The organism is Vibrio sp. OPT24 (assembly GCF_015163545.1).
Classification (GTDB): Bacteria; Pseudomonadota; Gammaproteobacteria; order Enterobacterales; family Vibrionaceae; genus Vibrio; species Vibrio cyclitrophicus.
Genome location: NZ_JADDYI010000048.1, coordinates 202,100 through 224,343, shown reverse-complemented (window position 1 = coordinate 224,343; position 22,244 = coordinate 202,100). Strand labels below are relative to the sequence as shown.

The 22,244-nt window shown below is 43.1% G+C and carries 18 protein-coding genes; 7 read left to right on the top strand and 11 right to left on the bottom strand.

What is annotated here, in order from left to right; translation table 11 throughout:
* Positions 1-35: 35 nt before the first annotated feature.
* Together udk and apbC are read right to left on the bottom strand one after the other, a co-directional pair.
* Positions 36-677, bottom strand: a complete 642-nt coding sequence (gene udk, locus IQO02_RS10830) for a uridine kinase (protein ID WP_004734002.1) — start codon at positions 675-677, stop codon at positions 36-38.
* A gap of 258 nt (positions 678-935) precedes the next feature.
* Positions 936-2,012 carry an iron-sulfur cluster carrier protein ApbC gene (gene apbC, locus IQO02_RS10825; protein WP_016800727.1) on the bottom strand — a complete coding sequence of 359 codons (1,077 nt, stop codon included), beginning with the start codon at positions 2,010-2,012 and terminating at the stop codon, positions 936-938.
* A gap of 157 nt (positions 2,013-2,169) precedes the next feature.
* Here apbC and metG point away from each other — a divergent pair, with 157 nt between their 5' ends.
* Positions 2,170-4,230 (top strand): methionine--tRNA ligase, encoded by a 2,061-nt coding sequence (gene metG / locus IQO02_RS10820; RefSeq protein WP_016800726.1) that lies wholly within the window; start codon positions 2,170-2,172, stop codon positions 4,228-4,230.
* 199 nt (positions 4,231-4,429) lie between these two features.
* Positions 4,430-4,909, top strand: a complete 480-nt coding sequence (locus tag IQO02_RS10815; protein ID WP_016767667.1) for a DUF1456 family protein — start codon at positions 4,430-4,432, stop codon at positions 4,907-4,909.
* Between the two features lie 132 nt (positions 4,910-5,041).
* Here the strand turns inward: IQO02_RS10815 and fadR are convergent, their stop codons facing one another.
* Positions 5,042-5,881, bottom strand: a complete 840-nt coding sequence (fadR, locus tag IQO02_RS10810; protein ID WP_010437230.1) for a fatty acid metabolism transcriptional regulator FadR — start codon at positions 5,879-5,881, stop codon at positions 5,042-5,044.
* 637 nt (positions 5,882-6,518) lie between these two features.
* On the opposite strand from fadR, the gene nhaB reads away from it, so the two are divergent.
* Both nhaB and dsbB read left to right on the top strand, forming a co-directional pair.
* Positions 6,519-8,111 (top strand): Na(+)/H(+) antiporter NhaB, encoded by a 1,593-nt coding sequence (gene nhaB / locus IQO02_RS10805; protein ID WP_016767668.1) that lies wholly within the window; start codon positions 6,519-6,521, stop codon positions 8,109-8,111.
* A 147-nt stretch (positions 8,112-8,258) separates the two neighbouring features.
* Positions 8,259-8,768, top strand: coding sequence for a disulfide bond formation protein DsbB (gene dsbB, locus IQO02_RS10800; protein ID WP_016789286.1), 510 nt, complete (start codon positions 8,259-8,261; stop codon positions 8,766-8,768).
* Positions 8,769-8,874: 106 nt separating this feature from the next.
* On the opposite strand, the gene IQO02_RS10795 is transcribed toward dsbB, so the two are convergent.
* A complete protein-coding gene (locus IQO02_RS10795) occupies positions 8,875-9,495 on the bottom strand; it encodes a YecA family protein (RefSeq protein ID WP_010437227.1) in 621 nt (206 codons plus the stop codon).
* A gap of 176 nt (positions 9,496-9,671) precedes the next feature.
* Between IQO02_RS10795 and dusC the strand changes: the two genes are divergently transcribed.
* Entirely contained in the window at positions 9,672-10,628 is a 957-nt protein-coding gene (dusC, locus tag IQO02_RS10790; RefSeq protein WP_080572729.1) for a tRNA dihydrouridine(16) synthase DusC, read from the top strand.
* Positions 10,629-10,702: 74 nt separating this feature from the next.
* On the opposite strand, the gene IQO02_RS10785 is transcribed toward dusC, so the two are convergent.
* From IQO02_RS10785 to yfbV, 3 genes are all read right to left on the bottom strand, one after another.
* Positions 10,703-12,169: a sensor domain-containing diguanylate cyclase gene (locus IQO02_RS10785; protein ID WP_010437221.1), complete on the bottom strand. Its 1,467-nt coding sequence runs from the start codon at positions 12,167-12,169 to the stop codon at positions 10,703-10,705.
* A gap of 251 nt (positions 12,170-12,420) precedes the next feature.
* Positions 12,421-13,386, bottom strand: coding sequence for an ABC transporter substrate binding protein (locus IQO02_RS10780; RefSeq protein ID WP_010437219.1), 966 nt, complete (start codon positions 13,384-13,386; stop codon positions 12,421-12,423).
* 288 nt (positions 13,387-13,674) lie between these two features.
* Positions 13,675-14,127: a terminus macrodomain insulation protein YfbV gene (gene yfbV / locus IQO02_RS10775; protein WP_010437216.1), complete on the bottom strand. Its 453-nt coding sequence runs from the start codon at positions 14,125-14,127 to the stop codon at positions 13,675-13,677.
* A gap of 342 nt (positions 14,128-14,469) precedes the next feature.
* Here yfbV and IQO02_RS10770 point away from each other — a divergent pair, with 342 nt between their 5' ends.
* A complete protein-coding gene (locus IQO02_RS10770) occupies positions 14,470-15,666 on the top strand; it encodes an acetate kinase (RefSeq protein WP_010437209.1) in 1,197 nt (398 codons plus the stop codon).
* 147 nt (positions 15,667-15,813) lie between these two features.
* Positions 15,814-17,979 carry a phosphate acetyltransferase gene (pta, locus tag IQO02_RS10765; protein WP_010437208.1) on the top strand — a complete coding sequence of 722 codons (2,166 nt, stop codon included), beginning with the start codon at positions 15,814-15,816 and terminating at the stop codon, positions 17,977-17,979.
* A gap of 67 nt (positions 17,980-18,046) precedes the next feature.
* Here pta and IQO02_RS10760 read toward each other — a convergent pair whose 3' ends face one another.
* The 4 genes from IQO02_RS10760 to oppC all read right to left on the bottom strand — a co-directional run bounded on the left by IQO02_RS10760 (position 18,047) and on the right by oppC (position 22,239).
* A complete protein-coding gene (locus IQO02_RS10760) occupies positions 18,047-18,985 on the bottom strand; it encodes a glutathione S-transferase family protein (RefSeq protein ID WP_010437206.1) in 939 nt (312 codons plus the stop codon).
* A gap of 354 nt (positions 18,986-19,339) precedes the next feature.
* Positions 19,340-20,326, bottom strand: coding sequence for a murein tripeptide/oligopeptide ABC transporter ATP binding protein OppF (gene oppF / locus IQO02_RS10755; RefSeq protein WP_010437204.1), 987 nt, complete (start codon positions 20,324-20,326; stop codon positions 19,340-19,342).
* Entirely contained in the window at positions 20,323-21,294 is a 972-nt protein-coding gene (locus tag IQO02_RS10750; protein WP_010437202.1) for an ABC transporter ATP-binding protein, read from the bottom strand. The genes oppF and IQO02_RS10750 overlap by 4 nt, the downstream gene beginning before the upstream one ends.
* A gap of 42 nt (positions 21,295-21,336) precedes the next feature.
* On the bottom strand, positions 21,337-22,239 hold the full coding sequence (gene oppC, locus IQO02_RS10745; protein ID WP_010437200.1) for an oligopeptide ABC transporter permease OppC: 903 nt from the start codon (positions 22,237-22,239) through the stop codon (positions 21,337-21,339).
* Positions 22,240-22,244: the final 5 nt, after the last annotated feature.

Below are 22,244 nucleotides of genomic sequence, written 5' to 3'. Positions count from 1 at the left end.
AGCTAAGTGAGTCACTTAGGCAAAATTTTATTCGATTAAGACTTCAACAACTTCGCAATGTGCGCTTTTAGCACATCAATCGCAATACGGTTTTTACCACCACGAGGAACGATGATGTCTGCGTGTTGTTTTGAAGGCTCGATAAACTGCATAAACATTGGGCGCACTGTTTCTTGATATTGCTTAAGTACCGTGTCCATTGTACGACCACGCTCTTCTACATCACGTTTAACACGACGTAGTAGACAGATGTCTAATGGCGTATCCATAAACACACTTGCGTGCATTAGTTTACGGAGACGCGGGTCAGTTAGAAGCAGAATACCTTCTAAAATGATCACTTTCTTAGGAGTAAGTGTAGTCGTTTCAGAAGTGCGTGTATGCTCTGTGTAACTGTATTCCGGAACTTCTACTGCATTACCACTCATTAGCTGCTGTAGATGTTCACATAAAAGATCATGATCTAGTGCATTTGGGTGATCGTAGTTAGTTTTAACACGCTCTTCCATACTCAAGTGGCTTTGGTCGCTGTAATAGCAATCTTCCGTGATAACACCAATTTGATGGTCGCCTACTTTTTCGCGCAATTCATTATAAATTGTACTAGCAATCAGACTTTTTCCTGAAGCTGAAGCGCCAGCGATACCTACGATGACACATTGATTATTATCAGACATTAATTTTGCACCCGATATGGTTTGGTGGTGGGAAGAGATAAACCGCCTGATTATAGGGGCTAAACAACATAGATTCTAGTCGCCATTTTAGCTAATTGCAGTCAAATTGATGATATCAATGCATTTAATGAATACAATCGTTTGCTTTCAAATAACTTACCTACAACTATTTGCACAACCCCCAATGGCTATTTCCTAAATCCAAAAAGCCATTTATCTTACCAACCATTATTTACAAGACATTGAGAGTGGCCAACTTTATTCAACCATAGAGAAGTTAATAGCTTCCGGTCTCGCTTTTCCCGTCCAAAACATCTTCGCAGCAACATTTTCAGCAAGCTCTAGATAATGACGAGTATGTTCGCTGTCTGGGCGACGTATTACCGTTGGGCAGCCAGCATCAATGTCTTGTCGTACATCAATATGCAGTGGAATTTGCGCTAAGATATCGAGGAAAAATTCTTCAGACATAGCCTCTGCGCCACCAGCGCCAAAGATATGCTCTTTCTCACCACAATGACTACAAATATGGTAGCTCATGTTTTCGACGAGACCCGCCACAGGTACGTTCACTTTATCGAACATCGCTACACCTTTACGTGCATCGGCTAAAGCCAAATCTTGAGGAGTCGTCACGACTACCGCGCCCGTTACTGGGATCTGCTGCGACAACGTTAGCTGAATATCACCCGTGCCCGGTGGCATATCGATAACAAGGTAATCCAACTCTGGCCATACGGTTTCGTTAACAAGTTGGCCTAAAGCTTTAGCTGCCATAGGGCCACGCCAGATTGCCGCATCGTCTTTCGACACAAGATACCCAATAGAATGTGTAAAAATGCCATGCGCCTCAATTGGCATCATCCATTTATTATTCTGTACTTGTGGTCTTGCGTCTAATTGGCCAAGCATCATAGGCACTGACGGGCCATAGATATCTGCATCCAGCAAACCGACTTTTGAACCTGACTTAGATAACGCGAGCGCAAGGTTTACCGAAGTTGTTGATTTACCCACTCCTCCCTTGGCAGACGTTACCGCGATAATGTTCTTAACGCCTTTCAATGGTGTAGCGACGGTAGTTTCAAGCGCTGATGGCTTCACATTCACTTCGAATTGAAAAGCGCTGACAAGTTGCTGTTCGATCTGAGCGTTAATCCAGTATTTAAGATCAGCAGCCAGTTGATTCGCAGCAAAAGGTAAAGTAATAACAAATGATCCACGCGGATCAACCGATACAATATTTTGGTGTTGCGCCCACTCAGGAATGAGGATTGGTGATTCGAACTCATTCAACCATGAACAGAAATCTTGCTTAGAAGTAAAGTTACGCATTGAGGCTCCTTTTTTATTTATGCTATCACCCACGAGATAAAGACTGAACCCCTAAAAAACTAGGGGAATCCTTTGTCTGATACCTTGGCGTATCACACGTTATAAAGTAGTATTACCTCTCAAAATTTATACCTATCAAAAAAGCGAATTATTAAGTATGGCAACTGATCCAAGACAACTTTTGGTAACTTGTGCGCTTCCGTACGCTAACGGCTCTATTCACCTTGGTCATATGCTTGAGCATATCCAAGCTGATATCTGGGTTCGATACCAGCGTCTACGTGGCAACACTGTAAACTTCATCTGTGCTGACGATGCTCACGGCACGCCAATTATGCTTAAAGCTCAACAGATGGGTATCACACCAGAAGAGATGATCGCTGCTGTTAGTGAAGAGCACCAAAAAGACTTCGCTGGCTTTGATATCAGCTTTGATAACTACCACAGCACACACAGCGAAGAGAACCGTGAACTGGCTTCTCACATCTACCTAGAACTTAAAAAGAACGGCTTCATTTCTAGCCGTACTATTTCTCAGCTTTTCGACCCTGAGAAAGAGATGTTTCTACCAGACCGCTTCGTAAAAGGTACTTGCCCTAAGTGTAAATCAGAAGACCAGTATGGTGATAACTGTGATAACTGTGGTGAGACATATAGCCCAACTGAACTGATTAACCCTAAATCAGCGGTTTCTGGCGCAACTCCAGTAATGAAAGACTCTGAGCACTTCTTCTTCGACCTACCTCAGTTCGAAAGTATGCTTAAAGAATGGACTCGTTCTGGCTCTCTACAGAATGAAACTGCAAACAAAATGCAGGAATGGTTTGAGTCTGGTCTGCAACAGTGGGATATCTCACGTGATGCACCTTACTTTGGCTTTGAAATCCCAGGTGAAAAAGACAAGTTCTTCTACGTATGGCTAGACGCACCTGTTGGCTACATGGCTTCTTTCAAGAACCTATGTGACAAGCGTGACGCTCTAAACTTCGATGAATACTGGAAGAAAGACAGCACAACTGAGCTTTACCACTTCATCGGTAAAGACATCGTTTACTTCCACAGCCTATTCTGGCCAGCAATGTTAGACGGCGCAGGCTTCCGTAAGCCAAACAACGTATTCGTGCACGGCTACGTAACAGTGAACGGTGCAAAGATGTCTAAGTCGAAAGGCACATTCATCAAAGCAAGCACGTACCTAAACCACCTAGACCCTGAGTGTCTGCGTTACTACTACGCAGCTAAGCTAAACAGCCGTATCGATGATTTAGACCTTAACCTTGAAGACTTCACTCAACGTGTAAACGCTGATGTAGTAAACAAGATTGTTAACCTAGCTTCTCGTAACGCTGGCTTCATCACTAAACGTTTTGAAGGCAAGCTAGCTGCTGAATTTTCAGAACCTGAGCTATACAACGAATTCGTTGCTGCTGCTGAGCGTATCGGCGAGCTATACGAAACTCGTGAGTTCAGCCGTGCTATCCGTGAAATCACTGCACTAGCGGATAAAGCTAACCAGTACATCGATGAGAAAGCACCTTGGGTTCTTGCAAAAGAAGAAGGTAAAGAGAAAGAGCTTCAAGAAGTTTCTTCTGTTGGTATTAACCTATTCCGCGTACTAATGGCTTACCTGAAACCAGTAATGCCAGAGCTTGCAGCTCGCACTGAGGCTTTCCTAAACGAAGAACTAACGTGGGAAGCGATTGCGACTCCGCTAACTGATCACGAGATCACTAAGTTCAAAGCGCTATTCAACCGCATTGATCCTAAGAAAGTGGAAGCAATGGTTGAGTCTTCTAAAGAAGATGCAGCCACAGAGGCAGCAGCGAAAGAAAAAGCAGAAGCTGAAAAAGAACAAGCAAGCCAAACTGAGCTAGACAAAGAGCCAATCGCAGACGAGATTGAGTTCGATGCCTTTGCTGCAGTAGACATGCGTATTGCTCGTATCATCTCTTGTGAAGAAGTACCAAAAGCGAACAAACTACTAAAGTTCCAACTGGACATCGGTGGTGAGACTCGCCAAGTATTCTCTGGCATCAAATCAGCATACAAACCTGAAGAGCTAGAAGGCAAGCTAACCGTAATGGTAGCTAACCTAAAACCTCGTAAGATGAAGTTTGGTATGTCTGAAGGCATGATCCTGGCAGCTGGCCCTGGCGGTAGCGACCTGTGGATCCTTGAGCCACACGAAGGTGCTCAACCTGGTATGCGTGTAATGTAATTCTGGCTTCAGTCAGATAACAAGCACTCATCACTAAATCCCTAATGCATTTTTAACTTGAAAGAGTTAATCAGCATTGGGGATTTTTTATATCTACCGAAAATAAGCGTTCTCTGTTAGAGTCGCCCTATGTAGAGTAGAAATTAGTTTGTCGACGATAAACACCTCTTTACTCTAAAACCCTTTTTAGGAATCCCCAGTGACTAACAACGAAATCTTGCGTCGTATTCAACACGCACTAAACCTTAAAAATGCACAAATCATCAAAGCTATCGAACAAGCTGATGTGACCGTTGCTCATGACCAAGTGATTAACTGGCTAAAAGACGACAACGACAAGTCATGCTCTAAGATGAAAGATAAAGAGTTAGCGGTATTCCTAAATGGTTTCATCAACCTTAAGCGTGGCAAGAAAGAAGGCGAGCAACCTAAACCTGAAGTTGCACTGACGAACAACATGATCTTCATGAAGCTTCGTATCGCATTAAACATGAAAGCAGAAGATGTTTTGGACGTACTAGAAGTAGTTGGCATTAGCTTAAGCAAATACGAAATCGGCGCTTACTTCCGCAAGCCAGAGAACAAGAACTACAAAGTATGTGAAGACCAACTACTTTGCGATTTTCTAAATGGCGTGCAATTTACTAACCGTCCAGACTCAGAAGAGTTTTCAGGGTAAGTTACTGCCTATTGATAAGTTTTCACCAACTATCGATGAATAAAAAGCGGCGAGATAATTTGATTATCTCGCCGCTTTTTCGTTTTCTTTACGTCACCGACTAAACAGGAACAACAATAGTAAACCTATGGCTTAGCTGTCGTCTTCAGTGAAGTTCGTTGGTAATGTCGTTTTCATTTCATTCCAAACTTGTGCACTTGCGATGCCGTAGTTACGAATCACTAATGGCAAGTTTTCACGTTGGCCGCTCTCGCAGATAATGAACAACTCTTTATAGAAGTCCATCGCCAAGCGTCGAGCTTCTGGGTTAGAGAAGTAGTAACTGCCAATTCGGTCATACAATTTACGCACACCATTAAAAATCAGGCCATAGATTTGGTTGCCTGAATGGAATGCCAGGCGTTGGAAAAGCATGTAGTCATAAAAGTTAAAAGTCTTCGCGATTAGTATCGTCTGACGTTTCGCTTCATCTTTTTCTACATCTTCTTTCACTGATTGTTTGATCTTATCAGCATAAGGTGAAGACTCTAAAAACTCGTCCCACGTTGGTGCCGCAAGTAGCGCTTCGCAAGATTCAATCACATTACTGATCGTACGCTCTGAAGCTTCTTTATTTGATTTGAATGCGTAACGCATAAAGATAGGGCTGATATTCGTTCGAGCAGCAAGCAAGTCTTCTACCATCTTACTTGCATTATCCACGTCCAACGTCATCAATGTATCGAGAATATGAAGACCTGAGGTTTCCATAAACTGATTAACTTTCGTTGGCTTGCCATGTTGGATTGTCAACCAACCATCACGTGCAAGACGCTGAAGTACTTCACGAAGCGTAGTCCGTGTAACGCCAATCAGCTCGGAAAGCTCACGCTCTGCTGGCAAGATAGAACCTGGAGGGAAACGGCCATTCCAAATACTTTCAATAATATACTTCTCTGCAAATCCTGCCGGGCTCTTCGCCTTAATGACCATCTACACTTCAATCCAATTTAATTATTCTGTTTTAATTTACTCATCATACCACTAGTCACACCTAGCGGAAACACCCTCAAAAGTTTTACTCCCCCAAAACACGAGTAGAGTTAAAACTCTAAAGTTCAGCACACGTTTGCAACTTAGCTTTAGAAAGCAAGCAACTACAAACCACCATTTCAACAAATTATTAACACAACAAATTTCCTTTTAAATCAATGATGTTGGTCATATTTTTAAAACCACTAAATTGCAATGTTAAGTTGTAATAATCATATATAAACCGCTTCTATCATGTAAATTTCAATCATTTCGCTCAAATATTGATTCTAGTCGGTTTTTATCACATTTTAAGTGGTATGCTTGCGCTACTTTGATCGCGTTTCTCGATAAAAAAGGGGTATTTTTAGTGCAGCAGGGCTTTTCCTGTTGACTAAATGTTATCTAAGAGTAGAGTTGCGCTCAAAAATTAGCAGTGCTTGAGTTTCTAAGGGAGTGACTTGGCAAGACCACAGAACATTACATGGAATGTAGTTTTTCTAAGTCACTGTTAGTTATGTGTTTTAACAAATACATAACTCGATTCTCAAATGTTGTATTGCTTGTCTATTCATAATCAACATAAAAGAGTATTAACATGCCGATGTCTCTCGGAAACGCTTTTATCAAGAACTTCCTTGGTAAGGCTCCTGATTGGTATAAACTTGCCATCATTTCCTTTTTAATCATCAACCCGTTTGTTTTCTTCCTAGTTGACCCATTTGTTGCGGGCTGGCTATTGGTGGTTGAGTTTATTTTCACGCTAGCTATGGCGCTAAAATGCTACCCTCTTCAACCTGGTGGTTTATTAGCAATTCAAGCCATCGCCATTGGTATGACCAAGCCTGAAATGGTTTATCACGAGCTACAAGCAAACCTTCCTGTATTACTCTTATTGGTGTTCATGGTTGCTGGTATCTACTTCATGAAAGAACTGCTTCTGTTCATTTTCACGAAGATACTGCTCGGCATCCAGTCCAAAGTTTTACTCTCTATTGCGTTTTGTGTTGCCGCTGCTTTCTTGTCTGCCTTCCTAGATGCACTGACAGTAATCGCGGTCGTTATTAGCGTTGCAGTTGGCTTCTACTCTATCTACCACAAAGTAGCATCAGGTAAAGGCACAACGTCTGCGCACGATCATACTCATGATGAAGAGATCTCCGAACTAACACGTGATGATTTAGAAAACTACCGCGCTTTCTTACGTTCACTGCTTATGCACGCTGGTGTTGGTACCGCGTTAGGTGGTGTAATGACTATGGTAGGCGAACCGCAAAACCTAGTAATTGCTAAACAAGCAGGTTGGGAATTCGGTGAGTTTATTATCCGTATGCTACCAGTAACACTGCCTGTATTCGTCTGCGGTATTCTAACTTGTGCGCTTGTAGAGAAATTCAAAGTGTTCGGCTACGGTGCAAAATTGCCAAATAACGTTCGCCAAATCTTAGTTGAGTTCGACAACAAAGAACGAGCAAATCGTACCAAGCAAGACGTTGCAAAACTATGGGTTCAAGGTGCAATCGCAGTTTGGCTTATTGTAGGCTTGGCGCTTCACGTCGCTGAAGTGGGTTTGATCGGTCTTTCAGTTATTATTTTAGCAACGGCATTTACTGGCGTTATCGAAGAGCATTCAATGGGTAAAGCCTTTGAAGAAGCGCTACCATTTACAGCACTTCTGGCTGTCTTCTTCGCTGTAGTTGCGGTAATCATCGACCAATCACTATTTAAGCCAGTGATCGATGCAGTACTTCACGTTGAAGATAAAGGCGCACAGTTAGCCCTCTTCTATGTAGCCAACGGTATCTTATCGATGGTTTCGGATAACGTGTTCGTAGGTACGGTTTACATCAACGAAGTGAAAACAGCGCTCGTTGAAGGCATCATAACTCGTGACCAATTTGACTTACTTGCTGTTGCTATCAACACAGGTACTAACTTACCTTCGGTTGCTACACCAAACGGCCAAGCTGCATTCCTATTCCTATTAACATCAGCACTTGCTCCGTTAATTCGACTGTCTTATGGCCGCATGGTCATCATGGCTCTGCCATATACTATCGTGTTGGCACTGGTTGGCCTTGCCGGTATTGTGTTCTTCGTTGAACCAATGACAGCATGGTTTTATGATGCAGGTTGGATTATTCACCGAACTGGTGAAGTCATTGCTCCAGTTATCTCTGGCGGTCACTAAGCTAAACACTGTGTCACAAACCACAACAAGTATAACTAACTAATCAAAAATATTAGTTGATTAGGAAACTTATCCAAGATAAAAAGCTCTGAGTATTCAGGGCTTTTTTATTTTATAGACAGGATTAAATTCGTGAATTTTTTTGTAATGCTCAAAGACTTCTCTAAGGGACGTTTATCTTGGCTTTTATTGCTGGCTTTTATTGTATTTTTTGAAGCATGCGCTCTCTTCTTTCAGCATGTGATGATGCTTGGCCCTTGTGTAATGTGTATCTATGAGCGCGTTGCTATGCTTTCTATCGGCGTCGCGGCAATCATTGGCGCTGTTGCTCCTAATAACCCAGTATCACGCTGGCTAGGCCTTGCTGGTTGGGGATTTGGTGCTTATAAAGGTTTAATGCTTGCGTTAGAGCACGTTGACTACCAGTTTAATCCGTCTCCTTTCGCTACCTGTGATTTATTCGTAACCTTCCCTAGTTGGGCACCATTAAACCAATGGGCCCCGTGGATGTTCGAAGCTTACGGCGACTGCAGTAAAGTCGTTTGGCAACTCTTAGACCTGTCGATGCCTCAATGGCTAGTGATTATCTTTGCCGGTAACTTAATTGCTTGTGGTTTTGTTATCATTTCTCAATTTTTCAAATCGAAAAACGACTAATACAGACCTTTAAAATAGAACAAAAAAGTCGACTACAAGGTCGACTTTTTTATCGCTTAAAGGAAGTTAACTACTCACTCAAGCTGAGTTACTCAACAAGCCGTGATTAGCTGTTTTTGCCACAGCACTGCTTAAACTTTTTGCCACTTTCACATGGGCAAGGGTCGTTGCGACCAATACCTTTGAATGGGTTCACGCTCTGCGATTTATTGCCTAACATAGCTTCATCAGCCGCCAATGCCACCTCTGAAATCATTAGATCAACCTGCCCCACTAAATCTTGAAGTGATGGTGGGTTTTCAAGCCCAGCCGCAATCATTTGCTGCTGAGTTTGTTCTTCATCAATCGCTAACATGAGAGTTGTTAGGAGCGCTTGTAACATACGCAGAGTGCCATCAGCCATCGTCACTGTTTGCCATTGCTCTTCCACAGTAGGCCAAACCATCATAAAACCTTCAGCGAAATCGGCGAACTGCTCATTAAAATCGCCATCAGCCAACACATCAGTCAGTAAATATTCATTACGCTGAATTAGATTATGTTGACGGTTAATTTGCTCAGTCACCATTGAAACCAATTCTTTGCCAGCTTCAGGAGCAATGACAGCCAGCCACGCTTCTGGATCTAATGGCTTAGTCGCAAGGTTAGAAGCAAGAATTGCCCCTTCGATAAATTGAGGAGTAATGTCAGTCGTAGATTCAGGTAAGTTTAATAATTGATATGTCATGAAAGCTCTATTTATTAGATCATTTATCCCATTATAACGTTATCAGGCTTAACCTGTCGCTATTAACCGCTGAAGCCGTTATGCCGACACCTACTACACGCATAGTGACATCTCTATGATCAAACCGTACAATCACGCCTCTTAATTTTCGATACACTCAGTTTCGGTAGAGCAATATGCGAGTAATACTTGGCCCTATGGAGGGCGTTCTAGATCACCTAATGCGTGAAATTCTTACAGAGATCAATGATTACGATCTCTGTGTCACAGAATTTGTGCGTATCGTTGATCAACTTCTTCCCCCGCATGTTTTCCACCGTATTTGTCCAGAATTACTTCAGGGCTCTCAAACCATGTCTGGTGTGCCTGTCCATGTTCAGCTACTGGGTCAACATCCTAAATGGATGGCAGAGAATGCTATTCAAGCAGCAAATCTTGGCGCGAAAGGGATCGATCTAAACTTCGGTTGTCCAGCCAAAGCGGTAAACAAAAGTAATGGTGGGGCTTCATTGCTCAAAGAGCCAGAACTTATTTACCAAGTAGTAAAAGCATGCAGAGAAGCAGTGCCTGAGCATATTCCCGTTTCAGCTAAAATTCGCTTGGGTTGGGAGCACCCGGATGAGTGCTTTGAGATTGTCGACGCTATCGAACAAGCGAAAGCGGATGAACTGACTGTACATGCTCGTACCAAAGTTGGCGGCTACAAAGCCAGCGAAATCAAATGGGATTACATCAATCAAATAAGAGAGCGGACCTCTTTACCGTTGATTGCGAATGGAGAAATTTGGAACTATCAAGATGGTCAAGATTGCATTGAAACAACAGGAATCGATTCATTGATGGTTTGCCGTGGTGCTTTCAACATTCCGAACCTTGGTAATGTCGTTAAGCACAACCACCCTAAAATGCCGTGGAATAAAGTGATTGAACTTTTACTGCGCTACTCAGAGTTTCAAATTAAAGGGGATAAAGGCATGTACTACCCCAATAGAGTGAAGCAGTGGTTTGTTTATTTAAGTAAAGGCTACCCTGAAGCAAACGAACTATTTAAAGAAATTCGTACCTTTAAGAAGGCGCCACCGATAGTAGAACGCCTGCAGCTTTACCAAGAGCAACACTGCCAATTCCATTAATTCTTTAGGCACGTTTTATTCAAAAAACGCATCACTGCTTACTTACTCCTCAAAACACTTGTCCAATCGCGTGGCTAAAATTCGAGACGGTTTTTACCTGTCGTCTTAGCCACGTACAGCTTTTCATCTGCGTATTTAAATATCTCTTCGAAGTTAAGTTTGTTTTGCTCTGTTTCAACGAGACAGACACCACCTGATACTGTAAATCCATTGGGAATAACATCGGCTGATGTCGCGCAAATCGCATTTTTCACACGCTCTAACGTTCTCATCAGTGTCTCACGATCCTCGCCTTTCATGTAAACAACAAACTCTTCTCCACCAAACCTAGCTGCCACGTCACTGCTTCGAATGCTGTTATTTATCTGACGAGACATAAAGCGAATCACATCGTCGCCTTTATCATGCCCATAGGTGTCATTGATTGACTTAAAATCATCAATATCAAGCACCGTTAGAGCAAATAGTTGGTCATGCTCTACGCTTTGCCAAAACACTTCTAAACCACGTCGATTCAATAACCCTGTCATCGGATCTTTGGCAGCAAGCTCTTTAAAGTAACCGCGTTCAATATTGGAATTAACGTAAAAGAAAATGGTCACGGAGAACAGATAAACGATAATCGCAACAATTAAGCTATCTTTTTCATAAATAAAGAAATGCTCGATTTCCTTAGCTAGATTTAACTCGTAATACATCGCATGATGTGACGCGACGCCTTCTAAGGAAATCTCACGATAAAAGATTGCAGAATCGCTTGGATCCACCAGAGTCGTATCAATAATGTTCACTCTTCCCGCTAAATGCTGATTAGAAGCCTCTAACAGTTTGTCCGCATCAATATCGACAGATAGCATCCCTTGATGGACGCCTTTGTGAAATACAGGAATAGTCATACTGATAATTCGGTCCAGTGAATCGAATCGGTACACAGGCCCAGTTAACGTAAGTTGTTCTGGATTATTAGCAGTTTTTTGCCAATAAGGTCGACTTTTGATGGTGGAAAGAAGCGCCTTACTTAATCCTTTGGCAAAATTTTCAGGTGATGAAATGACATAACCACTCGCATCAATGAAGTGCACACCGTCATGATATTCATCAAGTTGAGATAGAAATGAAAGGATAGGAGCTAAAGCGATCTTCTCTGATGCACCTTTATAGCTATCGCTGCTTTCAGAGCACAACGACTCTTCACCAACCAGCATATAGTCGATGTCAACTGAAGGGATATCGCCGGTTTTACCATCTGCGAGAAGCAGGACGTCGATAGGCCAAATGCGACATAGGCCATTAACTACCTGCTTATTATGGTCGAGAAAAAGTGGATTTCCGGATTTGTAGTAGTTTGAGAAGCTGTAATCTAAAGCAGTAACCACCTTCGTCGTTCGTGTGAACACCTCTTCAATGCGATGAAACTCAACGTTGATATCTTTTTTTACCGCATCAAAATGATTCTTACCAATTAGACCTAGCAACATTATGGCGATCACGGCAGGGAATCCAAAGACAAAGCGAAGGCTAAAGTGCCTGTTTACTTTCATATAATGTGCTCTTAGTGCTCAGCTATTTTCATTTATACCATTAATATTATGGCATTAATTGTCATTTCCCTCGATGTAAAATGATGTAAATTGATATTAACGATATGACTAATGGTAAGATAACTGCTTAAAAATGAATAAAGTAGAACGCAAGCCAGATATAGAATCGATGAGTTTTGTTCATCTAAGCAAATTCAATACTGTTAACAACAATCACTTAAATACCGTCAAACAATTGATAATTAACCTTATCAACGACTGATTATCGCACGATCAATGACGGACTTCGGCAGTGTCACACCAAGTTCGCGAGCCGCGTCTAAGTTAATGACCAGTTTCGAACTCTTTGCTGTTTTAACACTTAACTTTCCAGGTTTTTGTCCGTTCAGAATCGCCGCTACATAGTCTGCAGTTTGGACACCTACGTCATAATAATCTAACCCTAAGCCCGCAATAGCTCCCTTACCAACGTAAGAAGTAGCCCCTGCGACGACGGGAGTATTCGCTTGATTCGCTGCTTCAATAAGACCTTCTATACCACTTGCAACCGTGTTATCGGTCAACGCATAGATAACATCAGACTTCTTGGCAACAAACCCTGCTTTTGATTCAACATCATCAATGGTCAACGCTTTTTCAGTATAAAGAGTAATACCAAAATCTCTCGCAGCCTCTTTCAACAAACCAACTAACGCAACGGCATTTGCTTCTGCAGGATTATAAACAACCCCAATAGAGCTTGCCTGAGGAAGAAGCTCTCTAATCAGTGAGACATGTTGAGAAACCGGAGATAAATCAGAAAGACCGGTGACATTTCGCCCCGGCATTTCCAATTGTTTAACTAGCCTTGCACCGATTGGATCGGTAACTGCCGTAAATACAATAGGAATTGAACGAGTAGCTGAGACTAACGCTTGTGAGGTCGGGGTAGCAATGCCCACTAACACATGGGGATTTTCGCTCACTAACTCTCTAGCGATCTTGGCCGCTTGGACAGGACTGCCATTGGCCATTTCGTAGGAAAACTCTAAATTTTTACCTGCTTCATAGCCTTTCGCTCTCAATCCTTCGATAAGCCCTAGACGTGTCGCATTCAGATCTGGGTGGTCAACAACTTGTGAAACCGATACTTTGGCGACATTCGCCATTACGTTGCCAGTCCACAGCAACAACAGACAGCCTAAAACCGCTGCCAATACCTTTCTTACAGAACCCATTATCGCTCCCTACATCAAGCTCTACTCGTTATTAATCGCTCGAAGAGAACAACATCAAAATAATCACTATTGACATTATTACCAGTAACTATTGATAAGTTGAAGTGATATTTAACAAAAATACAACAAAGTTCGAGTTATGCGAGAAAAGGCCAGATTAGGTTAACTGAAAGGTAAGAAACAAAATGAATAAGGGAGTAACTAAACAACTAAAGTAGAGAACGAATCTGAGAACGAGCTACTGATACAAAGTCGTTCTCAGACAAACGGAGGAAACAAACTGCTCTTTTAGAACCAACGCTCCATAGAGGACTTATCTAGCTGACGAAATGCGCGATTTAAAATGATCGCCAATTCTTTATAACGAGGACGTGGCTTTATTGGTTCTAAAGCAAAACCTGTCTCAGTAATTTTCTCGTGTAATTCGCGATACCACGATACTAATGCTGGTGGAAGTTGCGTGTTTGAGCGGTTGCCTAACCACCACATACCCTGAAGCGGTAAACTAATAGCGAACAAAGCCATAACCACAGCTTGCGGCATCGCTTGATAATTATTAAAGACCATTTGCGTAAGAACGCTAATAGCGGCTATTGCTGGCATCACCTTTACGCCAAAGCGCGTCGCCTTGATAATGCGTTGCTCAGGGAAAATAGCGTTTAACTCTTTTCGAACAGGCCAGAGATCCATGTACTTTTGGCCATCTTTTAAACTGCTCGCTAAACCAACTCTATTGCTCATATGAGTCTCCCGTTAAAAAAAAGTTGAAATCATCAACTAAAAACACAAAAATTTGACGAAAAATAATATTCTTTCAAATTTTTTTGTTATATTTGCACAATATCGCTATTATTTGCAGACCTCAATCTCATTGTTGCCCTTATTTACAATTTAAGCAACTTTGGGACGACTTCTGCAAGGAATGCAAGAGCCTCTTTTCTTAAAAAGTGGCTTTCACTTTAATACGGAAATTAACGTTTTTTTGACCAAGGTTAGTACGCAAGCAACAGTGCTTCGTCTATTCTTGAGATTAATTTTCATCCTTAACTGATTTCGATCAGAAAAATAAACAGGTAGTCATTAATGTCTAAGCTAGTTTTAGTTTTAAACTGTGGTAGTTCTTCTCTTAAATTTGCTGTTGTTGATGCAGAAACAGGTGCTGAGCACCTAACTGGTCTTGCTGAATGTCTTGGTCTTCCAGAAGCTCGTATGAAATGGAAACTTGACGGCAAGCACGAAGCACAACTAGGTGCGGGCGCAGCTCACGTAGAAGCACTATCTTTCATGGTAGAAACTATTCTTGCTTCTAAGCCTGAGCTTAAAGCTAACCTTGGCGCTATCGGTCACCGTATCGTTCACGGTGGCGAGCAGTTCACTTCTTCTGCACTTATCACTGATGAAGTGCTTAAGGGTATTCAAGACGCTGCGACTTTCGCACCTCTTCACAACCCAGCTCATCTTATCGGTATTGAAGCGGCTCAACAAAACTTCCCAGGCCTTAAAAACGTTGCTGTTTTTGACACTGCATTCCACCAAACAATGCCTTCTGAGTCTTACCTATACGCTCTGCCGTACAACCTGTACAAAGAGCACGGCATCCGTCGTTACGGCATGCACGGTACTTCTCACCTATTCATCACTCGTGAAGTTGCAGGCCTACTAAACAAGCCAGTTGAAGAAGTTAACATCATCAACTGTCACCTAGGTAACGGCGCTTCTGTATGTGCAATCAAGAACGGTCAATCTGTAGATACTTCTATGGGTCTTACTCCTCTTGAAGGTCTTGTAATGGGTACTCGTTGTGGTGACCTAGATCCTGCGATTATCTTCCACCTACACGATGCTCTTGGTTACTCTGTTGAAGAAATCAACAACATGCTGACTAAAGAGTCTGGTCTTGCTGGTCTAACTGAAGTGACTTCTGACTGTCGTTTCGTTGAAGACAACTACGGTGAGAAAGAAGAAGCAACTCGTGCAATGGACGTGTTCTGTCACCGTCTAGCTAAGTACGTTGCTGGTTACACTGCAACTCTAGAAGGTCGTCTAGACGCAATCACTTTCACTGGCGGTATCGGCGAGAACTCTGGCCCAATCCGTGAAATGGTTCTTAACCGCCTAGGCATCTTCGGCATCGAAGTTGACGGTGAAGCTAACCTTAAAGCTCGTTTCGGCGGCGAAGGTACTATCACTACAGCTAACAGCCGTATCCCTGCAATGGTTATCTCTACTAACGAAGAGCTAGTAATTGCTGAAGACACTGCGAAACTAGCAGGTCTTTAATTGATTTTCCTGACTAGCTTCACTCGAAGCTAGTCAGTTTTTCATATCAAGAAAATGGGGCTCAACTTCTATTCCTACCCCAATTTTAATATCGGTGGGAATAGCAGTTGAGCTTTTTTTATTTCCAATAGTTAAAGGTGTTCGTCAATGTCCCGTACTATTATGCTTATCCCTACAAGCGCTGGTGTTGGTCTTACTAGTGTTAGCATGGGTGTTCTTCGCGCTATGGAGCGTAAAGGCGTAAGTGTTTCTTTCTACAAGCCAATCGCTCAGCCTCGTAGCGGTGGTAACCAACCAGATCTAACGTCTACTATCATCAGCGCAAACAGCGACATTAAGATTGGTGAGCCAATCGCAATGACTAAAGCTGAAGCTTTGATCGGTAGTGAAAAAATGGACGAGCTTCTTGAGTCAGTTGTTGAGCAATACAACAAGATCAACAAAGACGCAGAAGTAACGCTAATCGAAGGCCTAGTTCCTACTCGTAAGCACCCATTTGCTAACCAAGTGAACGCGGAAATCGCGAAAACACTTGGTGCGGAGATCGTATTCGTTGCGACTCCTGGTACTGATAACCCTACTCAGCTTAAAGAGCGTATCGAAGTAGCATGTTCTAACTTCGGCGGTACTAAGAACAAGAACATCAAAGGCGTGATTATCAACAAGCTTAACGCTCCTGTTGATGAAGCTGGCCGTACTCGCCCTGACCTATCTGAAATCTTTGACGATGCAGATAGCGCTCAACAAGCGAACCTTGAAGTAATGCAAATCTTCAACTCTAGTCCTATCCGTGTTCTTGGCTGTGTGCCATGGAGCATCGATCTAATCGCAACTCGTGCGGTTGATATGGCTAAACACCTTAACGCTGAAATCGTTAACGAAGGTGAAATCTCTACTCGTCGTATTAAGAGCATCACTTTCTGTGCACGTTCTCTACCGCACATGATTGAGCACTTCAAGCCAGGTTCACTGCTAGTAACTTCTGCAGACCGCCCTGACGTTATCGTTGCTGCGGCTCTTGCTGCGAAAAACGGTGTTGAAATTGGCGCAATCCTACTGACTGGCGGTTACGACATTCCAGAAAGTATTGCTAACCTTTGCGCACCTGCATTCGCTTCAGGTCTACCGATCTTTAAGGCGCAAGGTAACACTTGGCAGACGTCTCTTAACCTACAGAGCTTCAACCTAGAAGTACCTGCAGACGATAAAGAGCGTATCGAGTTCGTTAACGATCACGTTGCAAGCCACATTGATGGCCCTTGGATTGATTCTCTATCTGAAGGCACTCAAGGTATTCGCCGTCTAAGCCCACCAGCATTCCGTTACCAGTTAACAGAATTCGCTCGTAAAGCGGCTAAGCGCATCGTTCTTCCTGAAGGTGATGAGCCACGTACTGTTAAAGCTGCATCTATCTGTGCTGAACGCGGTATCGCAACATGTGTACTTCTTGGTAACCCTGAAGAAATCCGTCGCGTTGCTGCACAGCAAGGTGTTGAGCTAGGCGCTGGCGTTGAGATCATCGATTCTGCTTCAGTTCGCGAAAACTACGTAGCTCGTCTAGTAGAACTTCGTGGCGCTAAGGGTATGACTGAAGTTGTTGCTCGTGAGAAGCTAGAAGATTCAGTATTCCTAGGCACTATGATGCTTGAAGCTGGTGAAGTTGACGGCCTAGTTTCTGGTGCTGTTCACACAACGGCGAACACAATCGTTCCTCCGTTCCAGATCATCAAGACTGCTCCTGATGCTTCTATCGTATCTTCAATCTTCTTCATGCTTCTGCCTGATCAAGTGCTTGTATACGGTGACTGTGCGATCAACCCAGATCCAACAGCTGAACAGCTTGCTGAAATCGCTATCCAATCTGCAGATTCTGCTGCGGCATTCGGTATCGACCCACGTGTTGCTATGATCTCTTACTCTACTGGTGAATCTGGTAAAGGTGCAGACGTAGATAAAGTACGTGAAGCAACGAAACTTGCTCAAGAGAAACGTCCTGATCTAGTGATCGACGGCCCTCTTCAGTACGACGCAGCAATCATGGAAAACGTAGCCGCTTCTAAAGCGCCTAACTCTCCAGTTGCAGGTAAAGCGACAGTATTCGTATTCCCAGACCTAAACACGGGTAACACGACTTACAAAGCGGTACAGCGTTCAGCAGACCTAGTGTCTATCGGTCCAATGCTTCAAGGTATGCGCAAGCCAGTAAATGACTTGTCTCGTGGTGCTCTAGTAGACGATATCGTTTACACAGTAGCTCTAACAGCTATCCAAGCAGACCAAGCCGCTCAAGCTGAAGAAAAAGTAATTAACTAATTTTTCTTTTGTAGAAAGCAAAAAACCCTAGATTCTTATCTAGGGTTTTTTTATGTCGAGGATTAATCTAACCTCGCCCGTGGGCTGATTCTAAATCTAGCGTTGGTCCTTTTGGTACAACTTGAGTTGGGTTGATACCTGTGTGACTGTAGTAATAGTGACGCTTTATATGGTAAAAGTCGGTCGTCTCTTTGATTCCCTTCACTTGATACAACTCTTTTAGATAACCTTGAATATGGACGTAATCAGCAATGCGCTGTTTATTGCACTTGAAATGCCCGACATAGACCGCATCAAATCGAACCAGAGTGGTAAATAATCTCCAATCTGCTTCTGTAATCTCGTTACCCGCTAGATAACGGTGCTCACTAAGGTGGGCGTCAACTTTATCTAAAGCTTCAAACAACGAGTCATACGCTTCTTCGTAGGCTTCTTGTGTTGTCGCAAAGCCCGTTCGGTATACACCATTATTGATATTCGGATAAATATAATCGTTCCACTGATCAATCTTGCTCGCTAATTCCCACGGGTAGTAATCGTCTGTGTTGCCCGTTAACTCATTAAATTCTGAGTTGAACATGCGGATAATCTCAGAGGACTCGTTACTTACAATGGTGTTTGTTTTCTTATCCCATAACACAGGTACCGTTACCCGGCCAGAGTAATCAGGCTTAGCTTGAGTGTAGATTTGGTGCATACGAGTATGACCGAACAGAGGTTCAGGTAACCCCATTTGCCAACCTTCACTCATCATGTCTGGACAGACTACCGTCACATCAATATGATCGGTTAGGTCTTTCAGCTCACGAAAGATCAGAGTTCGGTGCGCCCAAGGGCAAGCTAATGATACATATAAATGATAACGGCCGCTTTCTGGCTGAAATTGTGCGCCCGACTTGTTCTCTACCCAGCTTCGAAAGCCAGCATCTTCACGAACAAATTTGCCGCCACTTTCCTTAGTGTCGTACCAAACATCATGCCACACACCTTCAACTAACTTACCCATATCCAAACCTCTGTCATCCAAAATTTTATATACCAATCACAGTAAGTAAATGTTCAGAAATAGCGCAGAAAAAGGCTTGAGAACAAGGCAGAATTTTTCTGTTAGTAGTTATTCTACAATCAAAAATTCTAACGCCGTTATCAAGCGTTTTAACAAGCTAGGATGAGCAGTTATTTACTACGATTAGTATTAGTATAAAAAAAGCCCACGGTTTCAAAACCAGAAGAAGTTGGCTTAGTTGTTCGAATTATTTGATGAAGCTTGTTCAGCGTGAAAGTCTAGACACAAAAAAAGCGCAACTCATAAAAAAGTTGCGCTTAAGCCTGTCACAGGCTGAACCGTTTTAAATGGGTTCTAGACTTGTACGTGCAAGCAAGATACTGCGTGTACGTCATCGCCTTGAATTGTTGGCTTAGTTTGAGCACAAGCCTCAGTTGCTTGTGGGCAACGAGTACGGAACACACAACCTGACGGTGGATTGATTGGTGAAGGTAAATCACCTTCCAACATCTGAATCGTTTTGCTGCGCTCTAAGCGAGGATCTGGAATAGGAACAGCAGACATCAACGCTTTGGTGTATGGGTGCTTAGGATCGGAGAACAAAGCATCTGATTCACCAAGTTCTACCGCATTACCCAAATACATCACCAATACACGGTCAGAGATGTGTTTCACAACCGACAAATCGTGCGCGATGAATACCAAAGACAAACCTAGCTCTTTCTGTAGTTCCATTAGAAGGTTTACTACTTGAGCTTGGATAGATACATCCAGAGCAGAAACCGGCTCATCACAGATGATCATCTTAGGCTTCAAGATAAGTGCACGCGCGATACCGATACGTTGACACTGACCACCAGAGAATTCATGTGGGTAACGGTTGATTACGTTGGGCAGTAGACCAACCTTTGCCATCATCTCTTTAACTCGATCTTTCACTTCCTGTTTAGAAAGCTCAGGATAGAAAGTTTGTAGAGGCTCAGCAATGATGTCTCCAACTGACATGCGCGGGTTAAGCGATGCTAGCGGGTCTTGGAAGATCATCTGAATCTCTTTACGAGTCTCACGACGCTTCACTTCCTGCATCTTAGTCAGGTCTTGACCTAACCACATAACTTCGCCTTCAGTTGCCTCAACTAAACCAATAATTGCGCGGGCAAATGTTGATTTACCACAGCCAGACTCACCTACTACACCCAGAGTCTCACCTTCGTAAAGGTGAACATCCACACCATCAACCGCTTTAAGGTTTGATGGTTTCGCCCAAGGCCAAGCAGACTTAGCCGCAATGCTAAAGTGAACCTTAAGGTTTTTAATATCTAATAGTAATTCTTTACTCATTTTGTCCAAGTCTCCCAATCAGAAAAACAAGCACGCTGACGGTCTTTAGCAAATGGCTGCAAAATCGGTGCTTCTTGCTTACAACGGTCCATTACGCGGTGACAGCGGTCTTGGTAAGGACAACCTGTCGGTAGGCGAAGTAAGTTGGGTGGGTTTCCTGGAATCGTCGGTAAAATTTCACCTTCGGTATCCAAACGAGGAATTGCTTTAAGCAGGCCTTCCGCATAGGGATGGCTTGGCTCATAGAAGATTTCATCAACCGTGCCGTATTCCATAGTACGACCTGCGTACATCACCAATACTTTGTCACAAGAACCAGCAACCACACCCAAGTCATGGGTGATCATGATAATCGCAGTATTAAACTCATCTTTAAGCTCGTTCAGCAATTCCATGATTTGCGCTTGAATAGTTACATCCAACGCCGTTGTTGGTTCATCCGCGATAAGCAGTTTCGGACGACACAGCAGGGCCATTGCAATCATCACACGTTGACGCATACCGCCAGAAAATTCGTGTGGATACATGGTAATACGTTTACGTGCTTCAGGGATTTTCACCGCTTCAAGCATGCGTACTGATTCTTCGAACGCTTCCGCTTTACCCATACCTTTATGCAGCATGAGAACTTCCATCAACTGATCACATACTTTCATGTAAGGGTTCAGTGAGGTCATTGGATCTTGGAAGATCATCGCGATCTGTTCAGCGCGAACTTTGTTCAATTCTTTCTCAGGTAGGTTGAGAATTTCGTTGCCTTCAAACTTTGCACTGCCTGAGATGATGCCGTTCTTAGCCAGCAACCCCATCAGTGCAAATACCGTTTGAGACTTTCCCGAACCTGACTCACCAACGATACCTAGCGTTTCGCCTTGGTTGAGTGAGAAATTCAGGTCGTTTACTGCGGTTACGGTACCATCTTGCGTGGTAAATTCGACGCGCAGATCTTTGACATCTAATAAGCTCATTATTGCTTCCTTAATCTTTTATAGCTTTTAATTGCTATTTCGTTATCTGTCTTTTGGATCAAGCGCGTCGCGCAGACCATCACCTACGTAGTTAAAGCAGAACAGGGTAACTACCATGAATGCTGCTGGAAATGCCAGTTGCCAGATAGCAACTTCCATTGTTTGCGAGCCTTCTTGTAACAGCGCGCCCCAACTTGTCATAGGCTCTTGAACACCAAGACCAAGGAAAGATAAGAATGATTCTGTAAGGATCATGCTTGGAATAAGTAGCGTTGAGTAAACCGCAACAATACCCAATACGTTCGGTACGATATGACGTGTAATGATTTTCCATTTGCTGACACCACATACGTGAGCAGCTTCAATGAACTCTTTACTACGTAAACTCAATGTTTGGCCACGTACAATACGCGCCATATCGAGCCAAGCAATAGCACCGATAGCAACAAAGATCAGTACGATGTTACGACCAAAGAACGTTACCAGTACGATTACTAGGAACATGAATGGCACCGCGTATAGGATCTCCAGGATTCGCATCATTACTCGGTCAGTGCGACCGCCAATGAAGCCTGAAGCTGCACCGTAAAGCGTACCAATCAGTACCGCTACGAATGCACCCATCACACCTACCATAAGAGATATACGGCCGCCAATCATCGTACGAACATATAGGTCACGACCTAAACTGTCGGTACCAAACCAATGATCCACGCTTGGTGCTGCATGCATTGCGTACCAGTCAGTATCATCATAAGCATGCTGTGCTAGCATCGGTAAGAAAATGACCGATAGCACCATGAGCGTAAGGATAAATAGACTGACCATTGCCGCTTTGTTACGCATAAAACGAATACGCGCATCTTGCCACAAACTGCGACCTTCAATTTCCAAACTCTCAGAGAATTTTTCGATCGCTTCTAAGTTTTCTTTTTTCTTCAACATAACCA